This is a genomic window from Streptomyces sp. NPDC041200, assembly GCF_055591805.1.
In genome coordinates, this window is record NZ_JBVIZF010000001.1 from 997590 (window position 1) to 1020465 (window position 22876).

The following is a 22876-nucleotide window of genomic DNA, read 5'->3' on the forward strand; positions in this document are numbered from 1 at the left end:
GATGGACGCCGAGGGCACGTACGACTCCCGCAACACCCAACCCACCCCACCCCCCCACCCACCCGCCCCGCCCCGGGTGCCCCCTGCGGCCCCTGCGGCCCCGGCGGCCCCTGCGGTGCCGCCGCCGATGCCGCCGGGCGCGCCTGTGGCATCCGGCGCGCGGCCGTCGTTCGTCGCATGGCTGCGGGCTCCGCGAGCCGAGGGGGCGGGGCCGGGGGTGTGGGCGTATGGGCACAGGCCCAAGCCGCCGGAGGATCCGGACCGGATTCCTGGGCGCCGGTTGTTGAGCGGGGCAGTCATCGCCGGGCTCTGCGGATGGCTGGCCTGGTCACTGTTGTACAACGGCTATCTCGGCAATTGGTACATGTGGTTCTTCTATGTGTTCACTCCGGATTCCTGGGTCGGGATGAGGGATGGGCAGGTCGTTGATCCAGAGGTATTCGCTGAGGCCACACGCGTTTACGAATACGTGCTCGGGGTCTTGATCTTTGGTGTCTTCGGCCGCGTCGGGCATTGGGGTGAGGTCTGGCGCCGCTTTGTATCGCCCGCTTGGCGGCGCGTGAGAGGCGACAGTGCATCTCAGGTGACACCCACGCGGCCCGAGGCCGATCCCGTCGAGTGGCCGCATCTGCGGGCCGCCGGCGCGCACGGGGCGGCTGACCGGCTGGCGGCCGAGGCGCGGGCCGGGGCGATGAACGACGTCGACCACGCCCGCATCGAGCACGCCTGGCAGTCGGTCCGGGCCGGGCGGAATTCCCTCGCCGCGTTCACCGACACCGTGCTGCGCCACGGCGCCGCCTCGCACGGCCATCCGTCCGGGGCCCGGGACCTGCCCGCGCGCACGGCCGAGCACGATTTGCTCGCCCGCCAGGTCCGGCTCGGGACCGCCGTGGACGATCTGCGCAATCCGTACCAGCACCGCGGTGCCGGGCTGGCCCTCGACCCCGAGGTGCTGGGGACCTCGCTGCTCGCCGTCGGGCCGCCCGGGTCGGGGAAGACGGGGCGGCTGGTGCGGCCCGTCGTGGAGTCGCTGTGTCTGCAGGCGCTCGCCGGGCGGGTCGCGGTGGTGGCCGTGGGGGCGGCGGGGGCCGGCCTGGGGCCCGACGAGGCGTTCGACGTGGTCGTGAAGATCGGCCGCCCCGATTCCGTCTACGACTTCGATCTCTACGGCGGCACCACGGACCCCGACGAAGCCGCGGGCATCCTCGCCGAGGCGCTGATCGGCGACATGGCCGCCTCGCTGCCCGGGGGCGACAGCCGCCGGGCCGCCACGGCGCTGGCCCAGTTGCTCGGCCCCTATCGTGCCGCTCACGGCCGCTTCCCGTCCGTGCCGGAGCTGCGGGAGCTGCTGGACGGCGCGAAGACGGCGGTCGGCGCGCTGCGCGAGGCGCTCGACGCGGCGGGGGAGCAGGCGCAGGCGCGCGAGCTGGAGGCGCGGGTGCGGCAGTCCGGTGCGCCCGGGGACGCGGGCGCGCTGCTGGCGGACCGGATCGCGCTGCTGGACCGGCCCGCGTTCGCCAACTTCTTCGACACCACCGGTGACCGCCGTCCGTTCTCCCTCCGCGCCCTCGAACACCCGCTGCGGGTCCGGATCGATCTGCCGGAGCGCGGGCACGCCGAGGCGTCCCGCATGCTGGCCCGTCTCGTGCTCGCGCAGTTCTCCGAGTGCGCGGTGGGCCGCGCCGACCGGTCGCTCTTCGCGTGTCTCGTCCTCGACGACGCGTCGCACACCATCACCCCCGAGGCGCTGCGCGGTATCCAGCGCCTCCGCGCCGCCCACGCGGGCGCGGTGCTGACCCTCCGTACCCTCGACGACGTTCCCGAGGCGCTGCGCAGCGCGCTGCTGGGCGCGGTCGGCTGCCGGATGGCCTGCGCCGGGGTGACGACGTGGGACGGGGCCCGGTTCGCGGAGGTGTGGGGGACGGAATGGGTCGAGACCCGGGACATCACGGACCGGCAGATCATCTCGGACGAGCCGTTCACCAAGGTCCTGCACTTCATCCGCAAGGTGGTGACGGGGAAGGCGGTCACGACCCAGTCCGTGACGGTGCGGAAGGTGGAGCGCGAGCGCTGGTCCGCCTCGGAGCTGGCGCATTCGGTCCCCGCCGGACACGCGGTGCTGTCGGTGACATCGGTACGGGGCGAGGGCGGCCCCCCGGTGCTGCTGGACCTGCGCGGCTGAGCGAGGGCTCCGACGGGGCGGGGCGGGGCCGGGGGCTCTTCCCCACCCCGCCCCTTCCCGAACCAGGGGCCGGCCCCTGGACCCCGCACGGCCGGGCAAGGGGGAGACGCGCCCGCACTCCGGGACCGTCCGCACCGAGCCCCGGCCGGGGCTCGGCCCGGCGTGCCGGACATGGCACCTCTCGGCGCGGATACCACGGATTCGTCCATTGAGGCAGAATCGGCAGTAGCCGTTCATACGGGGCGGTGAAGTCGCATTCGTCGTCGCATCCGCATCGAAGGTGCCATGCCTCCCACGCTCGCCTCACTCGTCCACCACACCGCGCTCAAGCTGTCCGTCCTCGCGGGGGAGGACCGGCTGGAGACGCCGGTGCGCTGGGCCCATGTCAGCGAGCTGGCCGACCCCGTGCCCTATATGGAGGGCGGTGAGCTGCTGCTCATCACCGCGATGAAGCTGGACGCCGAGGACCCGGACGCGATGGCCCGCTACGTCCGGCGGCTGGTCGGCGCGGGGGTGGTGGGGCTGGGGTTCGCGCTCGGGGTCGCCTATGACGAGGTGCCGGGGGCGCTCGTGGCCGCGGCGAAGGAGGAGGGGCTGCCGCTGCTCGTGGTGCCGCGGCGGACGCCCTTCATCGCCATCAGCAAGGCCGTCTCGGCGGCGATAGCCGCCGACCAGTACCGCGCGGTGACCGCCGGGTTCGAGGCGCAGCGGGAGCTGACCCGGGCCGCGATCGGCGCCGAGGGGCCCGCCGCGCTGCTCGCCCGCCTCGCCGCGCACGTCGACGGCTGGGCGGCGCTCTACGACGCCTCCGGCTCCGTGGTCGCCGCCGCCCCCGACTGGGCGGCCCGGCGCGCCGCCCGTTACACGGCCGACGCCGAGCGGCTGCGCGCCCGGCCCGCCCCGGCGAGCGTGGTGGTCGGCGGGGGCGGCGCGGAGGCGGGTGACGAGGCGACGGACCGGGTGGAGCTGCAGTCGCTGGGTACGGGGCGCCGTACCCGTGGCGTCCTCGCGGTCGGTACGGGCGCGCCGCTGGGCACCGCCGAGCGCTACGCCGTCCACTCGGCAGTGGCGTTGCTGACCCTGACCACCGAGCGGTCCCGGGCCCTGCGGGAGGCCGAGCAGCGGCTGGGCACCGCCGTGCTGCGGATGCTGCTCGCGGGGGAGCCGGACCACGCCCGGGCGGTGGCCGGGCGGCTGTACGGGGGGCTGCTGGACGCCCCGTTCCGGATGCTCGTCGCGGAGGCGGTGCCGGGCGCCGGCACGCAGGCCTCGCACCAGCAACGCGGCGCGTACGCGGCGGACGAGACACCGGCGGAGACCTCCGCGGACGCCGATCCGGGCGTCGGCGCCACGCGGGGCGACCCGGACCGCGCCGATCCGCTCGGGGGGCTCGTGGACGCCATGGAGGCCGCCGCGGCCCGCACCGGCGAGGCGGTGCTCGTCGTGCCCGACGGCGAGCGGCTGATCGTGCTGGCCCCGGACGGCGGCGCCGCGGTCGCCGTCTGTACGGAGCACGCCGAGGGGATCGAGAGTCGCCGCGGCGCGGCGACCCGCCCCCGCGAGCGCGGTGCCGCGGTCCCGGGCGGCGACCTCGTCGTCGGCCTGTCCGCCCCGGCGGGACCCATCGCGGCCGCGGCCGCCTACCGGCAGGCGGAGCAGGCCCTGTCGGTGGCCCGGCGGCGCGGCCGGGTGCTGGTCGAGCACGAGCACGTCGCGGCGGGTTCGCTGCTGCCGCTGCTCGCCGACGACGCCGTACGCGCCTTCGCCGACGGCATGCTGCGCGCCCTGCACGACCATGACGCGACGGGCCGCGGTGACCTGGTCGCCTCCCTGCGCGCCTGGCTGTCCCGGCACGGGCAGTGGGACGCGGCCGCCGCCGACCTGGGCGTCCACCGGCACACCCTGCGGTACCGGATGCGCCGCGTGGAGGAGATCCTGGGCCGCTCCCTCGACGATCCGGACGTCCGCATGGAACTCTGGCTGGCCCTGAAGGCCACGGCCCCGGCGACACCCACGCTGAAGTCGAGCTGACGCCCACGCTGAAGTCGGGCTGAGGCGGGCCACCGGCAACCCACACCAATGCGGCGCGCCACGGGCACCGACTGCGCCGCCCCGGACAAACGCGCCGCGCGGCCCGCGCGCCTACGGTGGGAGCAGAGAGACATCCGCACCATCACCCCACCACTTCAGAAGGGTCGGGATCCGCTGTGCCAGACATGAACGAAGCTGTCACCCATGCGTTCTGGCTCGCCGGCCGCGAGGCGACGGGCGAGAGCACGCTCGAGGTCACGTCGCCGTGGGACGGCCGGCGCGTCGGCGCGGTGAGCGTCCCCACCGAGGCGCAGATCGAGGAGGCCGTGGCGGCCGCCGAGGCCGTACGCGGGGAGTTCGCCGCGACGCCCGCGCACGTACGGGCCGCCGCCCTCGACCACGTGTCGCGACGGCTCGCCGAGCGCACCGAAGAGATCGCCCGGCTCATCTCGGGCGAGAACGGCAAGCCCATGAAGTGGGCGCGCGGCGAGGTCGGCCGCGCCGTCTCCGTCTTCCGGATCGCGGCGGAGGAGGCCCGCCGGTTCAACGGCGGGGAGGCCCAGCGGCTGGACACCGACGCCGGTGGCGAGGGGCGGCTCGCGCTGACCCGCCGCTTCCCGCGCGGCACCGTGCTCGGCATCGCGCCGTTCAACTTCCCGCTGAACCTGTGCGCGCACAAGGTCGCCCCGGCCCTGGCCGTCGGTACGCCGATCATCCTCAAGCCCGCGCCCGCGACCCCGCTGTCCGCGCTGATCCTCGGCGAACTGCTCGCCGAGACGGAGCTTCCGGCGGGCTCCTGGAGCGTGCTGCCGGTGCCGAACGACCAGATGCCCGCGCTGGTCCAGGACGAGCGGCTGCCGGTCATCTCCTTCACCGGTTCGGACAAGGTCGGCTACGCGATCCAGGCGTCCGTGCCGCACAAGCACTGCACGCTGGAGCTGGGCGGAAACGGCGCGGCGGTGGTCCTGTCCGACTACGCCACCGACCCCGACCTCGACTGGGCGGCCAAGCGCATCGGCACGTTCTCCAACTACCAGGGCGGCCAGTCCTGCATCTCCGTGCAGCGGGTGATCGCGGACGCGTCCGTGTACGAGCGGCTGCTGCCGAAGATCGTCGCGGCCGTCGAGGCGCAGGTCACCGGCGACCCGTCCGATGACGCGACCGATGTCGGCCCGCTGGTCGACGAGGCCGCGGCCAAGCGCGTCGAGTCCTGGGTGGACGAGGCGGTCCAGGCCGGTGCGAAGCTGCTGACGGGCGGCAAGCGCGAGGGCGCGAGCTACGCCCCGACCGTGCTCGCGGACGTCCCGGCAAACGTCACGGTCTCCTGCGAGGAGGTCTTCGGCCCGGTGCTCACCGTCCAGTCGGCGGAGGGCGAGGAGGCGGCGTACGCGGCCGTCAACGACTCCAAGTACGGCCTGCAGACGGGCGTGTTCACCCGCGATGTGCAGACCGCGTTCCGCGCGCACCGCGCGCTGGAGGTGGGCGGCGTGATCGTCGGCGATGTGCCGTCGTACCGGGCCGACCAGATGCCCTACGGGGGCGCCAAGAAGTCCGGCGTGGGGCGTGAGGGCGTGCGGTTCGCGATGGAGGACTACACGTACGAGCGGGTCATGGTCCTCACCGGGATCGACCTGTAACGAACGCACCTCGGCCCGTCTCGGCTTCCGCGGACCCTCAGCCTTCAGAAGCCGAGGCGGGCCAGTCTGATGGCTCCGCGCAGCGTGACGTGGAGGTCGTGCACACCGGTCGGCGGCGGGGACAGGGCGGCGCGGACGGTGGTGTACGCGTAGCGGCCGCCGGTGGGCGGGACGGCGACGGTGGCCACAGGGGTGCCGTCGGCGAGGTGGAGTTCGACCACGGCGTCGGCCACTGCCTGGACGGCCGCCTCGACCGTGACCGCCGCCGCGCCCGCGCCGAAGTCGCAGGCGCGGAAGAGCAGCCGTCCGACCGCCTCGTCGCCGCAGGCCACCGCGTCACCGCTCACCTTGGTGCGGTCGACGAGCACGGTGCCCTCCGCCGTGTCGTAGTCCGCGGCCTCCAGCCCGTGCCGCAGCACCGGGCGCGGGGCGGGCGGCGGGCCGCCGAGGGTGAGGGCGGCGGTGCGGCGGATGTCCGCGCTGGAGGCGCCCGCGTGGATCTCGTACGTGCCCGGGTCGACCGTCCAGTGGCCGTGCGCCACGTCCCAGAACCCCAGCGCCTCGTCCACCGGCACGGTGAAGAACAGCCGCACCATCTCGCCCCGGCGCAGCGCCACCCGGCGGTGGGCGATCAGCCGCCGGTGCGGGCGGGGGACGCGCGCCCCCGGGGCGCTCGCGTATATCTGCACCACCTCGTCCCCGTCGCGCGGGCCGGAGTTGGTGACCGTGCACTCGACGGCCAGCGCCCCGTCCCCCGACGGCCGCACCGACAGGCCGTCGTAGCGGAACCGGGTGTACGACAGGCCATGCCCGAACGGGAAGAGCGGGGCGCCGTCGAAGTAGAGGTAGGTGGCGCGGGAGCCGATGATGTCGTAGTCCAGCAGGTCCGGCAGTTCGTCCTCGGACGCGTACCAGGTCTGCGGCAGCCGCCCGGCCGGTGAGACGTCGCCGCACAGCACCCGGGCCAGCCCGGTGCCCGCCGCTTGGCCGCCGTGAGCGGTCCACAGCAGGGCGGGCAGCGCGTCGGCCGCGTCCGTGACGGCGTACGGATAGCTGCTGGTCAGCACCAGCGCGGTGCGCGGGTTGGCGGCGTGGGCCGCGCGCCACAGCCGGTCCTGCGCGGCGGGCAGGGCGAGGGTGGTGCGGTCCTCGGTCTCGCGGCCGTTGATGTGCGGATCGTTGCCCAGGACGACGACGACCGCGTCGGCCCCGGCGGCGGCGCGCGCCACGGCGGCCTCGCCGCGTTCGACGACCTCCGGGTGGAAGATCCCGGCCCGGGACCGGTCGGCAACCTTCAGGCCCTCGGCGGCGACACAGACATATCCGCCCGTCCCGCCGTGTCTGAGGAGATGCCCGTCCCCGTGCCGCTCCAGCGCGAACGTCTCCTGGACCACCCAGCCCCCGGGCTGCTCGGCGGCGGCCCGTACGAAGCCGTCCCTGGCGACCGTCAGATAGCGGCCGGAGGGGGCGCGCAGCGTGAGCACGCCCCCGCCCCAGTCAGCGAGCGCCAGGTCGGTGGGGGTGTCGCCGATGGTCAGCGGCGGCAGATCGGTGCGTCCCGCCGTATGCGCCGGATTGAGCGCCGCCTCCCGCGCCTCCGGCCCGGCCGGTGGCTCGTCGGACGGCACCCGCACCCAGCCCCCCGCGATGCGCAGCCGGACGGTGTCCGTCCCCTCCACGAACACCACCCGGTCCGCGCCGAGCCGCGCCGCCAGGGCCTCGCGCGGCGAGCTGCGGCGCAGCAGGCTGCCGCTGTACCAGTCGAGCTTGCACTCGTCGGCGAGCGGGCCGACCACGGCCACGGTTCCGGTGGCGGACGGCGACAGCGGCAGCAGGCCGTCGTTCTTGAGCAGGACGACGGCCGCTTCGGCGGCCTCCAGGGCGAGCGCCCGGTGCGCGGGCGTGTCGAAACCGGCGCCCCGCGGATCGGCGTACGGATCGTCCTCGCCGTCGAACTCGCCCAGCGCGCACCGCATCGCCAGCAGCCGCCGCACCGCCGTGTCGACGGCGGACGCGTCGATGAGCCCGCGCTCCAGGGCGCCCCGCACCCGGGCGATGGTCTTCGAGGCGTCCTGGTCGTGGTCGGTGAAGCTGTCCACACCGGCCAGCAGGGCGGCCGCCACCCCCTCCTCGTGGGTGTCGAAGTAGTGCTCGGACCCGGCCAGGTTGGAGGGCGCGCCCGCGTCCGAGCAGACCACCAGGTCGTGGGCGGTCCAGGTGCGCAAGTGCTCCCGCAGATACGGGGAGAGGTGGTTGGGCCGCCCGTTGACCAGGTTGTACGCGGGCATCACCCCGGCCACCGTGCCCGCCCGCACCGCGCCGCGGAAGGCCGCGAGGTCGTACTCGTGCAGGACGCGCGGGCGCACGGAGGACGACGAGGTGTCGCGGGCGGTCTCGTTGTTGTGCGCCAGCCAGTGTTTGAGGACGGGCGCGGTGCGCCAGCGGTCCGGGTGGTCGCCGCGCAGCCCGCGGGTGTAGGCGGCGGCCAGGGCGGAGGTGAGGTACGGATCCTCGGCGTACCCCTCCTCGTTGCGGCCCCAGCGCGGATCGCGCAGCAGGTTGACCGTGGGCGCCCACACGTTGAGCCCGACCCGGGGGTCGCGGGCGCGCATGGCCCGTACCTCGGTGCCGACCGCCTCGCCGATCCGCCGCACCAGGTCCGGGTTCCAGGTCGCGCCGAGCCCGACCGCCTGCGGGAACACGGTCGCCGGTCCCATCCAGGCGACGCCGTGCAGCGCCTCCTGCCCGGTGCGGAACGCGGCGAGGCCGAGCCGTTCCACGGCGGGGGCGTACTGGTGGAGCATCGCGATCCGCTCGTCGGGCGTGAGCCGGGCGAGCAGGTCGTCCACGCGGGCGCCGACCGGCAGCCGCGGATCGCGGAAGGGCGGACGGGTCGCCGGTTCACCGGGCTCGCAACCGCTCACAGGTCTCCTCGCGGAGGTCGGAGGTGTGATTCGAAGCGCTTCGATGCTGCGGGCCCAGGTCCCGCCCTGTCAAGGCTCGGCGGATCAACGGCCCTTTCCCGCCACCCGGTTGCCGAAAGACAGAAATCAACGGAACGCCAACGACCTCTTCCCGTCCGGCCCTTGCGCGACCTGACCCCCCGACTTAATCTCAGCGCAATATCGAAGCGCTTCGACCATCGGTCGTACGGCGGGCTCGCCACGAAGGGTTGACGCAATGCCGAACTCCCAGGCTTCGGCCTCCACTTCCGCTCCCAGCCGGAGAACCTTCCTGGCCTCCACGGCGATCGCCGCGGCGGCCGTGACGGGAGGCGTTCCGCTGTTGTCCGCGTGCTCCACGGAGGGGAGCGGCAACAAGAACGGGACCACCTCCGGCAAGGATCTGAAGAAGCTGCTGCCGACCTATGTGGCCTCGAAGGTGGCGGACCCCGATATTCCGAGCGTCAACGGATCCAGCCCCGGCTACATCAAGGCGCCGTCCGCCGCCGCCCTGGTCGCCTCCGTGAAGGGCAAGCCCGGTCACGGCGGCAGCTACACCATGTTCGAGCCGCTGTGGGGCACCCCGCCGCCCAAGGACAACGCCTACTACAAGGCGGTCAACGACGCGCTCGGCGCGAAGATCAAGCTTCAGCCGCAGGACGGCAACACCTACGGCGAAAAGCTCAGCGCGGTCCTCGCCTCCGGTGACATCGCCGATGTCGTGATGATTCCGCTGTGGGAGATGGGCGGAAAGATCCATGGCGCGGTCAGCGCCAAATTCGCCGATCTCGGCCCGTATCTCTCCGGCGACAAGGTGAAGAAATATCCCAACCTGGCCGCCATTCCCACCGCCGCCTGGCAGATGTCCGTCTTCGGCGGCAAGCTCCGCGGTCTGCCCATGCCGTCCCGCCCGCTCTCCGGGGTCATCCCGTTCTACCGCGAAGACCTCTTCAAGAAGAATGGATACGAGGTCCCCAAGAGCCCGGACGCGTTCCTCGCCCTCGCCAAGGAGATCACCCGCCCCAAGAGCAAGGTGTGGGCGTGCGACGACATGTGGTGGGCGGCGCAGCGATTCTTCGGCTGCCCGGGCGAAAAGCCGTACTACTGGGTGGAGAAGGACGGAAAGCTCGTCCACAAGGTGGAGACCGAAAACTATCTGGAAGCCCTGGAGTGGTGCCGCAAGCTCTTCGCCCAGGGCTATGTCCACCCCGACGCCATCGCGGGCAAGGCCAATGACCTGCTGACCCGCTTCACTTCCGGCCAGACCCTGATCATCAACGACGGCGACGCCAAATGGTACGGCGCCACCTTCGAACAGGCCGAGTCCAACCCGGACTTCAAGATCCAGGGAATGGACTACTTCGGCCCCGACGGCGGCGACCCGGTCCTCTATCTCGACCCGCCCGCCCAGATCTGGTCCTTCCTCAACAAGAAGCTCTCCAAGGAGCAGATCGAGGAAATCCTCGCCGTCGCCAACTTCATCGCCGCGCCCTTCGGTACCAAGGAGCAGCGCCTCATCGACTACGGGGTCGAAGGCGTGCACCACACCATGAAGGACGGCGTCCCGGTCAAGAACGCCACCGGTGTGCGGGATGTCCAGGACACCTACCGCTTCATCGTGTCCCCGCAGGCCAGCGTCGCCTATCCGGACTTCCCGCAGATGGTCAAGGACTACTGCGGCTGGATGCAGCGCATGGGGAAGTTCGCCAGGAAGCCGCTCTTCTACGGCATGCAGATCCAGGAGCCCAACCGGTACGCCTCCCTCTACACCCCCTTCGAGGACCTGGCCAAGGACGTCACCCGCGGCCGCAAGTCGATCAAGGACGCCCAGCGGGCCATCAGCGACTGGCGCAGCGGCGGCGGCGACCGGCTCCGCGACTGGTACGCGGGGCTCCTGGAAGAGAACGGCAGCGGCGCCTGATGGCCGTGCACCTCCGCGACCGGACGGAGGGCCGCGACCGGACCGGCGGCGTCCGGTGGTGGCACCGGCTGCACCGCGACCGCGCCCTGCTGCTGATGACCGCCCCCGCCGTCGGTCTGCTCCTGCTGTTCACGTACGTCCCGCTGCTGTGGACCACGGTCGCGTTCAAGGACTACGACCCGTTCACCCAGGGGCTGTGGACCAGCCCCTGGGCCGGGTTCGACAACTTCACCCTGCTCTTCGAGGACAGCCGCTTCTGGGACGCGTTCGCCAACACCCTCAGCATCACCTTCATCCAGCTGGTGCTGTTCTTCCCGGTGCCGGTCGCGCTCGCGCTGCTGCTCAACAGCGTGCTCAGTGACCGGCTCCGGGGCCTGGTGCAGTCGATCCTCTACCTGCCGCACTTCTTCTCCTGGGTGCTGGTCATCACGATCTTCCAGCAGATGCTCGGCGGCGCCGGGCTCCTCGCCCAGCGGCTGCGCTCCCACGGGTACGAGGGCTTCGACCTGATGACCGACCCCGGCGTCTTCAAGTACCTGGTCACCGCCCAGCTGGTGTGGAAGGACGCGGGCTGGGGCGTGATCGTCTTCCTCGCCGCGCTGTCCGCCGTCAACCAGGACCTGTACGAGGCGGCCGCCGTGGACGGCGCGGGCCGCTGGCGCCGGATGTGGCACGTCACCCTGCCCGCGCTGCGCCCGGTGATCGCCCTGCTGCTGGTGCTGCGCGTTGGCGACGCGCTGACCGTCGGCTTCGAGCAGATCCTGCTGCAGCGCGACGCGGTGGGGCCGGGCGCCTCGGAAGTCTTCGACACCTATGTGTGGTGGGTCGGCATCGCCAACACGGACTACGGGATCGCCGCCGCGGGCGGCCTGATCAAGGGCGTCTTCAGCCTCGTCCTGGTGCTGATGGCCAACAAAGTCGCCCATATGCTCGGCGAGCAGGGGGTTTACCGGAAATGACCGTGACCGAGCGGCCCGCCGCCCCCGCCGCGACACCCTCCGCCCAGCCGCTGCGCCGCCGTGGCCGGGAGAAGCGCCCGGTGTGGGAGGAGGAGCCCGGCAGGGTCGGCCAGGGGCTCAAGGGCATCACCCTCACCGGGGTGTGCCTGGCGATCCTCGGCCCGCTGTGGGTGGTGATCGTCACCAGCCTCTCCGACCAGAAGACCATCACCGACGCGGGCGGTCTGGTGATCGTCCCCAAGACGATCACCTTCCGGGCCTACACCGAGCTGCTGAGCGGCGGCACCGTGACCCGCGCGACGTTCGTCAGCCTCGCGCTCACGGCCGTGGGCACCGCGATCAGCACCGTCGTCTCGGTGCTGTGCGCCTACGGACTCTCCCGCTCCGGGTCGTTCCTGCACCGTCCGATCCTGATGCTGCTGCTCGTCACCATGTTCTTCAACGCCGGTCTGATCCCCACGTACCTGCTGGTCACCGGGGTCGGCCTGGAGGGCAGCTACTGGTCGATGATCCTTCCGAGCGCCATCTCGGTCTTCAACGTGCTGGTGCTGCGGGCGTTCTTCCAGGACACCGCGCCCGAGCTGGTCGACAGCGCCCGCATCGACGGCGCGGGGGAGTGGCGGATCCTGTTCCAGATCGTGATGCCGCTGTCCAGGGCGGTGATCGCGGTGGTCTCGCTGTTCTACGCGGTCGGCTACTGGAGCCAGTGGTTCAACGCGATGCTCTACCTCAACGACCAGCAGATGTGGCCGCTGCAGATGATCCTGCGCCAGCTCGTCATCAAGCAGCAGGCGCCGCAGGGCATGTCCCAGCTGATCTCCACCCAGCAGGTCCCGGGCCTGGCCGTGCAGATGGCCGTCATGGTGCTCGCGCTGATCCCGGTCGCCGTCCTCTACCCGTTCGTCCAGAAGCACTTCACCAAGGGGATGCTCATCGGCGCCGTCAAGGGCTGACCCCGCTGACCCGCGTGAACCCCCGCCCCCGCTGACACCGAGCCGTCCGCCCCGTTCCACCAGCCCGCCCCGTCCCGAGAGAGCCGGTATGCCCGACCTGAACGACGCCACCCGCGGCCGCATCCTCTACGGCGCCGACTACAACCCCGAGCAGTGGCCCGAGAGCGTCTGGCACGACGACGTCCGGCTGATGCGCGAGGCGGGCGTCACCACCGTCACGGTCGGTGTCTTCTCGTGGGCGACGCTCGAACCCCGCCCCGGCGCCCGCGACTTCGGCTGGCTCGACCGGGTCATGGACCTGCTCCACCAGGGCGGCATCGAGGTGTGCCTGGCCACCCCGACCGCCTCCCCGCCGCCCTGGATGGGCGCCCGCCACCCCGAGACCCTGCCGCGCGACGAGACCGGCTCGGTCGTCTGGTACGGCTCGCGGAACCAGTTCTGCGCCTCGTCCCCCGTCTACCGCGACTACGCGCTGCGGATCACCGAGGACCTGGCCGACCGCTACGGCGATCACCCCGCCCTGCGGATGTGGCACGTGGGCAACGAATACGGCACCCACTGCTGGTGCGACACCACCGCCGCCCACTTCCGCCGCTGGTTACGCGCCAAGTACGGCCGCCTCGACGCGCTCAACGAGGCCTGGGGGACCGCCTTCTGGAGCCAGCGCTACGACTCCTGGGAGGAGATCATTCCGCCGCGCCGGGCCCAGTACCTGGGCAACCCCGGGCAGGCGCTGGACTTCCGCCGCTTCACCAGCGACGCGCTGCTGGAGTGCTTCACCGCCGAGCGCGACGCGCTGGCCGCGCGCACCCCGCACACCCCGGTGACCACCAACTTCATGTCGCTGTTCATCGGTCAGGACGGCTGGGCCTGGGCCGCCGAGGAGGACGTCGTCTCCGTCGACGTCTACCCCGACCCCAAGGACCCGCACGGCGGCGCGTACGGGGCGATGATCCACGACCTGACCCGCTCCCAGGCGGGCGGGCCGTGGGTGCTGATGGAACAGGCCGCGGGCCCGGTCAACTGGCGCGGCGTCAACCACCCCAAGCCGTCCGGTCTGATGCGGCTGTGGTCGCTGCAGGCCGTCGCGCGCGGCGCCGACGGCGTGTGCTTCTTCCAGTGGCGGCAGTCCCGGCAGGGCAGCGAGAAGTTCCACTCCGGCATGGTCACCCACGCCGGGGAGCACAGTCACACCTTCCGCCAGGTGCGCGAACTCGGCGCCCACTTGAGCGAGCTGGGCGGGGTCGCGGGCTCCGACGTCCCCGCCCGGGCCGCCCTCCTGCACGACTGGCACGCCTGGTGGGCGAGCGTCCAGGACGGCCGCCCCTCCTCCCGGCTCCACTACGAACAGGTGCTGCGCGCCTGGCACCAGGCCCTGTGGGAGCAGAACCTCACCACCGACTTCGCCCATCCGCACGCCGACCTCGCCGATTACGCCCTGGTCGCCGTCCCCCATCTGTATCTGCTGACCGATGAGGCGCTGGAGAACCTGGCCGGTTACGTCCGCGGCGGCGGCACCCTGGTCTGCGGCTTCTTCACCGGAGTCGCCGACGAGGACGACCGGGTCCGCCCCGGCGGGGTCGACCAGCGGCTGCGCGACATCCTGGGCCTGCGGACCGTCCACGAGTGGTGGCCGCTGGACGAGGGCGAGACCGTGACCGCCGAGAGCCCCTGGCTCGGCCCGTTCACCGGCACCCTCTGGTCCGAGGACCTGGAGCCCGGCACCGCCGAACCGGTCGCCCGGATCAAGGGCGGCGAACTGGACGGGCTGCCCGCCGTCACCCGCAACGCCTACGGCGACGGCACCGCCTGGTACGTCTCCACCCTCCCCGAACCCGCCGCCCTGCGCGCCCTGCTGGCCCGCGCCGCCGACGAGGCCGGGCTCGCGCCGCCGCTGCCCGGCATCCCCGAGGGCGTCGAGGCCGTGCCGCGCGGCCCGTATCTCTTCCTCCTCAATCACGGCCGCTCCCCAGCGGTCGTCCCCCTCCCGTCCGCGCGCACCGATCTGCTGACCGGCCGCGCGTACGACACCCAGGTCAGGCTGGACCGCTTCGCGGTCGTGGTCCTGGCCCCGCTCTGATCCCCCCACCCGAAGGGAGCAGCACCGTGCACCGAGCCGCTCGAAAGCTCTTCCTGACCCCGCTGTTCGCGCTCCTCGCGCTCATCGGCTTCGCCGCCGCCCCCGCCCAGGCCGCCACCTGGTCCTCCTCCGACCAGTGGGGCAACTGGTCCACCGGCGGCTACACGCTCTACAACAACATCTGGGGCTCCGGCGCGGGCGCCCAGACCATCTGGGCCAACTCCGCGAGCGACTGGGGCGTCTGGGCCAACCACCCGAACACCGGCGGCATCAAGTCCTACCCCAACGCCAAGAAGGTCGTCGGCAAGAAGGTCAGCGCGATCAACAGCCTCACCAGCAACTACAGCGTGACGGTCCCGTCCTCGGGCGCGTACAACACCTCGTACGACATCTGGGACAGCAACTACGACTACGAGATCATGCTGTGGGTCAACAAGACCGGCGCGGTCGGCCCCCTCGGCACCGCGCAGGGCACCGTCACCCTCGGCGGCCACACCTGGGCCGTCTACAAGGGCAGCAACGGCGCCAACGAGGTCTTCTCCTTCATCCGCAGCTCCAACTCCAGCTCCGGATCCGTGGACATCAAGTCCATCGTGAACTGGATCAAGAACACCAAGGGCTGGTTCGGCGATGTGACCATCGGCGACGTCCAGTTCGGCTACGAGATCACCTCGTCGGCCGGGGGCCTGGACTTCCGTACCAAGAGCTTCGGCGTGTCCGCCAGCTGATCCCGCCCGGCCGGCCGTGTGCCGCCGCTCCCCGAGGGCGGCGGCACACGGCGTTCAGGAGCGCCCTCCGCGCCGTCGGCGCAGGCCCTCCGCGCACGCCCCGCACAGCGCCCCCCCACAGGGCGTTGACGGCGAAGAGCGGGACGATCGCGATCGGCTGGGCGAGTGGTCCCCGCAGCCGCCCGGTCAGCACGGGCGAGAGGATGCCGCTCAGCACGAGGACGGCCAGCGCGTATCCGAGGCCGGCGGCGACAAGCGTCGGCACGGGCTCGGGCGCGCGGCCGAGGCCCACGACGAGGATCCAGGTCAGCCCTCGGATCGCAGGCGGTCGGCAGCGCCTACTGCAACGACTTCGCCCTGCCCGGCACCGACTCGCAGACCGCCACCGACCTGATGGCCGAACACGGAGCCCGGCAGGCGGGCGACAGCGTGCAGATCGTCTTCAAGGACGAGGGCGAGGACGGGCTGCGCGCCGAGCGCGGCCGCGTGGGGAAGACGCTCGCCCGGATCGGCGGCCTGCCCGGCGTCGCCGAGGTGCGCGGCCCGTACGCGGACGCCTCCGCGATCTCCCGGGACGGCACCATCGGCTATGCGACGGTCACCCTCGACGGCAAGGCGGAGCAGGTGCCGAAGGGGGACATCACCAGGATCATCGACATCGCGAAGGCCGCCGAGGGGCACGGCCTCACGGTCGCGCTCGGCGGCGAGGCGGTGCGCGGCGCCGAGGAGGAGGGCGGCGCGGCGGAGGGCGCGGGCATGCTCGCGGCGCTGGTCATCCTCGGCACCGCGCTGGACGCGGTCGGCCGTACGGTCTTCTTCGCCGGCTGCACCGTCATCATCGCGCTCCTCGGCCTGGTCGCCCTGGGCCTGGGCGCGCTGCGGGGCGTGGCGCTCGCGGTCGCGCTGACCGTGCTCGTCACCATGGCGGCTTCCCTGATCCTCCTGCCCGCGCTGCTCGCGGTCCTCGGCGGGCGCGTCAGGCGCCAGGTGCTGCGCCGCGCCGAACGCGCCCGGAGCAAGGGGAAGGAGGAGGGCCGGCGCTGGCGGGACCTGGCCCTCGCCGTGCAGCGGCGCCCGCTGCCCGCGCTGCTGGCCGCCGTCATGGCGCTGCTCGCGCTGTCCGCCCCCGCGCTGGGCCTGCGTCTGGGCTTCGCCGACGCGGGCAACGACCCGGCCACGTCCACCAGCCGCCGCGCCTACGACCTGCTCGCCGAGGGCTTCGGCCCCGGGATCAACGGCCCGCTGGTCGTGGTGAGCCAGGGCGACGCGGTGGCCGCCCGGGAGATGCGCGCCACGCTCGCGCGCACCGACGGTATCGCCGCCACCACCCCGCCGCTGCCCTCGAAGGACGGCGCCCTCTCCACGGTCCTCGCCTTCCCCACCACCTCCCCACAGGACGAGGGCACCGCCGACCTGGTGCACACGCTGCGCGACCGCGTCCTGCCGCGGCTCGGCGAGCGCACCGGCGCCGACTACCTGGTGGGCGGGTCCACGGCCGCCGCACAGGACTTCGCCGACTCCGTCGCGGACCGGATGCCGCTGTTCGTCGCCGGCGTGGTCGGCCTGTCCGCGCTGCTTCTCCTAGTGGTCTTCCGGTCCCTACTGATCCCGCTCAAGGCCGCGCTGCTCAACCTGCTGTCCATCGCGGCCGCCCTGGGGGTGATCACCCTGGTCTTCCAGGAAGGCTGGTTCGGGGCCCAGCCCGGCCCGATCGAGGCGTTCGTTCCCGTGATGATCTTCGCGATCGTCTTCGGCCTCTCCATGGACTACGAGGTGTTCCTGGTCTCCCGCATCCATGAGGAGTGGGAGCGGACCCGGGACCACTCCCACGCGGTCCGCGAAGGTCTCGCGGCCACCGGCAAGGTGATCACGGCGGCCGCCGCCATCATGATCGTGGTGTTCGCGGCCTTCGTCCTCAGCCCGAGCCGCATGCTGCAGCAGTTCGGCCTCGGCCTCGCGGTGGCCGTCCTGCTGGACGCGGTGGTGATCCGCTGTCTGATCGTTCCGGCCGTCATGCGGTTGCTCGGCAGGCACGCCTGGTGGCTGCCCGCCCCCTTCGCCCGGCGGCTGCCGAAGGTGGCGCTGGAGCGGCCGGTCGACGGCTGAGGCGGGCGCCGACCGCCCGTCAGGGCTCCCGCACCGGCAGCCGGGCGCCGTCCCGCAGGAACAGCGGGACGCGGTCCAGGGGAGCGTCGACGGTCACCGGGCGGCCGCCCTCGTACTCCTCGCCCGTCCAGGCGTCCGTCCAGCGCGCGCCCGCCGGGAGGTACGCCGTCCGCTCGGTCGCGCCCGGCTCCAGGACCGGGGCGACCAGCAGGTCCGGGCCCAGCAGGTAGGAGTCGGCGATGTCCCAGGCGGCCGGGTCATCGGGGAACTCCAGGAACAGCGGCCGCAGCGGCGGCAGGCCCTCCTCGTGGGCGGTGCGCATCTGGTCCAGCAGATACGGCTTCAGCCGTTCGCGCAGCCGCAGGTACGAGGCCAGGATCGCTTCGGCCTCCTCGCCGTACGACCACACCTCGTTCGGGCCGCCGGTCATGTTCGGGCCGAGCGGCAGTCCCGGGGCGCGGTAGCCGTGCAGCCGCATCACCGGGGACAGCGCGCCGAACTGGAACCAGCGGATCAGCACCTCGCGGTAGGCCGGGTCGTCCGGGTCGCCGCCGTGGAAGCCGCCGATGTCGGTGTTCCACCACGGGATGCCGGACAGCGCCACATTGAGCCCGGCGGCGATCTGGCGGCGCAGGGTCGCGAAGTCGGTGCCGATGTCGCCGGACCACAGGACGGCGCCATAAGCCTGGCTGCCCGCCCAGGCGGAGCGGATGAGGGTGACGACATCCTCCTCGCCCGCCGCCCGCATCCCGTCGTACAGCGCGCGGGCGTTCTCGCGCGGGTAGAGGTTGCCGACCTCCAGACCGGGCCCCGCGTGGTAGCGCAGGTTCGCGGAGAAGCCGGGCTTCAGCTCGGGCTCGCACGCGTCCAGCCAGAACGCGCGGATCCCGTACGGCTCCAGATAGTTCTGCCGCACCCGGGACCACACGAACTCCCGCGCCCCGGGGTGGGTGGCGTCGTAGAAGGCGACCTGGACCGGCTCGCCCTCCCGCCGGTCGGGCCAGTCGGCGTGCGCGATGGGGCCGTACTCGGTGCCGATCAGGAAGCCGCGCTGCTCCATCGTGGCGTGGTTCTCGCTCAGCGGTGAGACCGACGGCCACACCGACACCATCAGCCTGATGCCGAGTTCGTCCAGCTCCCGCACCATCGCGGCCGGATCGGGCCAGGCCACCGGGTCGAACGTCCAGTCGCCCAGATGCGTCCAGTGGAAGAAGTCGCACACGATGACGGACATCGGCAGCCCGCGCCGCCGGTGCTCGCGGGCGACGGTCAGCAGCTCCTCCTGGGTGCGGTAGCGCAGCTTGCACTGCCAGAACCCGGCCGCCCACTCGGGCAGCATGGGGGCGCGGCCGGTGACGGCGGTGTAGCGGCGCTGGGCGGTGGCCGGATCGCCCGCGGTGATCCAGTAGTCGATCTGGCGGGCGCTGTCGGCGACCCAGCGGGTGCCGGTCGCGCCCAGTTCGACCCGCCCGATCGCCGGGTTGTTCCACAGCAGCGCGTAGCCGCGGCTGGAGGTGAGGACCGGGATGGTGACCTCGGAGTTGCGCTGGACGAGGTCGACGACGGCGCCCTTCTGGTCGAGCAGCCCGTGCTGGTGCTGCCCCAGCCCGTACAGCTTCTCGCCCTCGTACGCGCAAAAGCGCTGCTCCAGGCGGTGGTAGCCATTGCCGGTCGCGGTGCGCAGCCGTGGGCCCGGCCACCAGAAGTGGGCGCGCTCCTCGGCCAGCAACTCCGTGCCGTCCGCAGTCCGCACGAAGCGGATCATGCCGTCAGAGGCGACTTCGGCGGTGAGCGCGCCGTTGGTCAGCGTGGCGTGCCCGTCCCCCGCTTTGATGGTCGCGGCGGAGGGCGGCGGATCGTCCTGGAGGGCGCCGGGCAGTCCGTCGAGCACCGGCCCGCCGAGCCGGGCGCGCACCCGGATCGCGTCGGGCCCCCACGGTTCGAGCCGTACGGTCTCCTGCCGCCCGCTCCACTCCAGGGCGCCGTCGCGCTCGGCGAAGGTGCCGACGGTGGGGGAGGTCTCGGCGAGTGAAGACGAGGCGGAAGAGGCAGAAGAAGCAGAAGCTGCGGGCGAAGGCGGCGACGGGTTCACTGATGCGCTCCTCGGGGGTGCGGCGGTGAGGGGTCGTACGGTCGGTGCGTACGGGGCGCGGCGCTAGGCGGGGGCCGGGCCGGAGCTGGCCCGTACGGTCAGCTCCGGCGCCAGCAGCGCCACCTGCTCGGAGGCGTCGCCCTGCAGCTTGGCCACCACCAGCTCGACGGCCCGCCGCCCCATCTCCTGCGCGGGGATGGCGACCGAGGTGAGCCGCACGGACGCGCTCGTGGCCACCTGGTCGGGGCAGATGGCGACCACCGAGACGTCCTCGGGAACGGCCCGCCCCTGCCGTCGCAGCAGGCTCAGCAGCGGATCGATGGCGGCCTCGTTCTGGACGATGAAGCCGGTGGTGCCGGGGCGCTCGTCGAAGATCCGGGACAGGGTGCCGTCCATGGACTCGTAGCTGCCCTCGCACGGCCGGTGCAGCAGCCGCAGCCCCAGCTCGCGGGCGGAAGCGCGCAGCCCGTCCAGGGTCCGCTCGGCGAACCCGGTGTGCCGCTCGTAGACGGCCGCCGCCTCGCCGATCACGGCGACCTCCCGGTGGCCGAGGGTCGCCAGATGCTCGGCGCACAGCGCGCCGGTGGCGGTGAAGTCGAGATCGACGCAGGTCAGGCCGATGGTGTCGGCGGGCAGCCCGATCAGCACGGTGGGCTGGCGGGCCGCGTGCAGCAGCGGCAGCCGCTCGTCCTCCAGCTCGATGTCCATGAGGATCATGGCGTCGGCGAGCCCGCTGCCGGTGACCCGGCGCACCGCCGCGGGGCCCTCCTCGCCGGTGAGCAGCAGCACGTCGTACCCGTGGGCGCGGGCGGTGGTGGCGACCGCGATGGCGACCTCCATCATCACCGGTACGTAGATATCGGTCCGCAGAGGCACCATCAGCGCGATGATGTTGGAACGGCTGCTGGCGAGGGCGCGGGCTCCGGCGTTCGGGTGGTAGCCCAGCTCCTTGATGGACCGCTCGACGCGCTCCCGGGTGGGCGCCGAGATCGAGCGCTTGCCGCTGAGGACGTAGCTCACCGTGCTGGCGGAGACCCCGGCGTGGCGGGCGACCTCGGCGAGAGTGACCATGCGGGGGACTCCGTCCGGCGGGGAGGGGGGCTGCGAAGCGCTTCGATGCAGACAGTAAGCCTCGGGGGGAGCACTGTCCAGAGTGTGTCGAAGCGCTTCAACACGGGGAATCCGCGCCGACCGCTTTGCCGACCCGGCCCGCCAGAGGCACACTGAACAGCGGTACGTGCCGGTAATGTCACGAGATCGTCATTTGCGGCAAGGGAGCACCGATGACCGCATCATCCGTCAGGCCGGTGTCCGAGCGTGAGGCGCGCCAGGTCGCCGAGGCCGCACGCGAACAGGTATGGCACAAGCCGAGCTTCGCCAAGGAGCTGTTCCTCGGCCGCTTCCGCCTCGATCTGATCCATCCGCACCCCGCCCCCGCACCGGACGACGTCCGCCGCGGCGAGGCGTTCCTCGCCAAGCTCCGCGAGTTCTGCGAGACCCGGATCGATCCCGCCCGCATCGAGCGCGAGTCGCAGATCCCCGACGAGACCATCAACGGCCTCAAGGAACTCGGCGCGCTCGGCATGAAGATCGACACCAAGTACGGCGGCATGGGCCTCACCCAGGTCTACTACAACAAGGCCCTCGCGCTGGCCGGATCCGTCAGCCCCGCCATCGGCGCGCTGCTCTCCGCCCACCAGTCCATCGGCGTGCCGCAGCCGGTCAAGCTGTTCGGCACCCAGGACCAGAAGGACCGCTTCCTGCCGCGCTGCGCCCGCACCGACATATCGGCCTTCCTGCTCACCGAGCCCGACGTGGGCTCCGACCCGGCCCGGCTCGCCACCACCGCGGTCCCCGACGGGGACGACTACCTCCTCGACGGCGTCAAGCTGTGGACCACCAACGGGGTGGTCGCCGACCTCCTCGTCGTGATGGCCCGGGTGCCGAAGTCCGACGGCCACAAGGGCGGGATCAGCGCCTTCATCGTCGAGACGGCCGCCGAGGGCGTCACCGTCGAGAACCGCAACGCGTTCATGGGGCTGCGCGGCATCGAGAACGGGGTGACCCGGCTCCACCGCGTCCGGGTCCCCGCGGCCAACCGCATCGGCCCCGAGGGCGCCGGTCTCAAGATCGCGCTGACCACGCTCAACACCGGGCGGCTCTCGCTGCCCGCGATGTGCGCGGGCGCCGGGAAGTGGAGTCTGAAGATCGCCCGCGAATGGTCCGCGGCCCGTGAGCAGTGGGGCAAGCCGATCGCCCGGCACGAGGCCGTCGGCGCCAAGGTCTCCTTCATCGCGGCGACCACCTTCGCCCTGGAGGCGGTCATCGACCTCGCCTCCCAGATGGCCGATGAGGACCGCAACGACATCCGCATCGAGGCGGCGCTCGCCAAGCTCTACGGCAGCGAGATGGCCTGGCTGATGGCCGACGAACTGGTCCAGATCCGCGGTGGCCGCGGCTTCGAGACCGCGGCCTCGCTCGCCGCCCGCGGCGAACGGGCCGTCCCCGCCGAGCAGATGCTCCGCGACATGCGCATCAACCGGATCTTCGAGGGCTCCACCGAGATCATGCACCTGCTGATCGCGCGGGAGGCCGTGGACGCGCATCTGTCGGTGGCGGGCGACCTCATCGACCCGGACAAGTCCTTCTCGGACAAGGGCAGGGCGGCCGCCAAGGCGGGCGGGTTCTACGCCCGCTGGCTGCCGGGTCTGGTCACCGGCCCCGGCCACCTCCCGCGCGCGTACGCCGAGTTCGCCCCGCCCGGGCACCGGGACCTGTCCCCGCATCTGCGCTACGTCGAGCGCTCGGCGCGCAAGCTCGCCCGGTCGACGTTCTACGCCATGTCCCGCTGGCAGGGCCGGATGGAGACCAAACAGGGCTTCCTCAGCCGGATCGTGGACATCGGCGCGGAGCTGTTCGCGATGAGCGCCGCCTGCGTACGGGCCGAGATGCTGCGCAGCCGCGGCGACCACGGCACCGAGGCGTACCAGCTGGCCGACGTCTTCTGCCGACAGGCCCGGATCCGCGCCGACGAACTCTTCGGACGGCTGTGGACCAACACCGACGACCTCGACCGAAAGGTGGTCTCCGGGGTGCTCTCCGGCTCGTACGAGTGGCTGGAGGCGGGCGTCCTCGACCCCAGCGGCGAAGGACCGTGGATCGCCGACGCCACCCCCGGCCCGTCGACCAGGGACAACGTCCACCGCCCCATCAGATGACCCGGCGAAGTGGCCCGCCGGGGACCG

General features: G+C 72.5%; 12 protein-coding genes and 1 pseudogene. 10 read left to right on the forward strand and 3 right to left on the reverse strand.

Going from position 1 to position 22876, the window contains the following annotated elements; all coding sequences use genetic code 11:
* The first annotated feature begins 1 nt into the window (after position 1).
* The 3 genes from ACZ6CL_RS04670 (at position 2) to ACZ6CL_RS04680 (ending at position 5850) form a co-directional block, all read left to right on the forward strand.
* On the forward strand, positions 2–2182 hold the full coding sequence (locus ACZ6CL_RS04670; protein ID WP_468931021.1) for a type IV secretory system conjugative DNA transfer family protein: 2181 nt from the start codon (positions 2–4) through the stop codon (positions 2180–2182).
* Positions 2183–2467: 285 nt separating this feature from the next.
* Complete coding sequence (locus ACZ6CL_RS04675) at positions 2468–4213, forward strand: PucR family transcriptional regulator (RefSeq protein ID WP_468931024.1); 1746 nt, start codon at positions 2468–2470, stop codon at positions 4211–4213.
* 185 nt (positions 4214–4398) lie between these two features.
* Positions 4399–5850 (forward strand): aldehyde dehydrogenase family protein, encoded by a 1452-nt coding sequence (locus ACZ6CL_RS04680; RefSeq protein ID WP_468931026.1) that lies wholly within the window; start codon positions 4399–4401, stop codon positions 5848–5850.
* Between the two features lie 44 nt (positions 5851–5894).
* Here the strand turns inward: ACZ6CL_RS04680 and ACZ6CL_RS04685 are convergent, their stop codons facing one another.
* Positions 5895–8774 (reverse strand): glycoside hydrolase family 3 C-terminal domain-containing protein, encoded by a 2880-nt coding sequence (locus ACZ6CL_RS04685; RefSeq protein ID WP_468931028.1) that lies wholly within the window; start codon positions 8772–8774, stop codon positions 5895–5897.
* 256 nt (positions 8775–9030) lie between these two features.
* Between ACZ6CL_RS04685 and ACZ6CL_RS04690 the strand changes: the two genes are divergently transcribed.
* The 6 genes and pseudogenes from ACZ6CL_RS04690 to ACZ6CL_RS04715 all read left to right on the forward strand — a co-directional run.
* On the forward strand, positions 9031–10713 hold the full coding sequence (locus ACZ6CL_RS04690; protein ID WP_468931030.1) for an extracellular solute-binding protein: 1683 nt from the start codon (positions 9031–9033) through the stop codon (positions 10711–10713).
* The gene (locus tag ACZ6CL_RS04695) at positions 10713–11672 is read left to right on the forward strand and encodes an ABC transporter permease (protein WP_468931032.1); all 960 of its coding nucleotides are present in this window, start codon (positions 10713–10715) and stop codon (positions 11670–11672) included. The genes ACZ6CL_RS04690 and ACZ6CL_RS04695 overlap by 1 nt, the downstream gene beginning before the upstream one ends.
* The gene (locus tag ACZ6CL_RS04700; protein ID WP_468931034.1) at positions 11669–12625 is read left to right on the forward strand and encodes a carbohydrate ABC transporter permease; all 957 of its coding nucleotides are present in this window, start codon (positions 11669–11671) and stop codon (positions 12623–12625) included. Before ACZ6CL_RS04695 ends, ACZ6CL_RS04700 begins: the two co-directional genes overlap by 4 nt.
* An 88-nt stretch (positions 12626–12713) precedes the next feature.
* Positions 12714–14705 (forward strand): beta-galactosidase, encoded by a 1992-nt coding sequence (locus tag ACZ6CL_RS04705; protein WP_468931037.1) that lies wholly within the window; start codon positions 12714–12716, stop codon positions 14703–14705.
* A gap of 26 nt (positions 14706–14731) precedes the next feature.
* The gene (locus ACZ6CL_RS04710; RefSeq protein ID WP_468931039.1) at positions 14732–15433 is read left to right on the forward strand and encodes a glycoside hydrolase family 12 protein; all 702 of its coding nucleotides are present in this window, start codon (positions 14732–14734) and stop codon (positions 15431–15433) included.
* Positions 15434–15751: 318 nt separating this feature from the next.
* Positions 15752–17539 (forward strand): annotated as a pseudogene (locus tag ACZ6CL_RS04715) (MMPL family transporter); the annotation flags it as partial.
* Between the two features lie 19 nt (positions 17540–17558).
* Here the strand turns inward: ACZ6CL_RS04715 and ACZ6CL_RS04720 are convergent.
* Complete coding sequence (locus tag ACZ6CL_RS04720; protein WP_468931041.1) at positions 17559–19631, reverse strand: glycoside hydrolase family 31 protein; 2073 nt, start codon at positions 19629–19631, stop codon at positions 17559–17561.
* Between the two features lie 63 nt (positions 19632–19694).
* Positions 19695–20702 (reverse strand): LacI family DNA-binding transcriptional regulator, encoded by a 1008-nt coding sequence (locus ACZ6CL_RS04725; protein WP_468931044.1) that lies wholly within the window; start codon positions 20700–20702, stop codon positions 19695–19697.
* Positions 20703–20914: 212 nt separating this feature from the next.
* On the opposite strand from ACZ6CL_RS04725, the gene ACZ6CL_RS04730 reads away from it, so the two are divergent.
* Positions 20915–22849, forward strand: coding sequence for an acyl-CoA dehydrogenase family protein (locus tag ACZ6CL_RS04730; protein WP_468931047.1), 1935 nt, complete (start codon positions 20915–20917; stop codon positions 22847–22849).
* Positions 22850–22876: the final 27 nt, after the last annotated feature.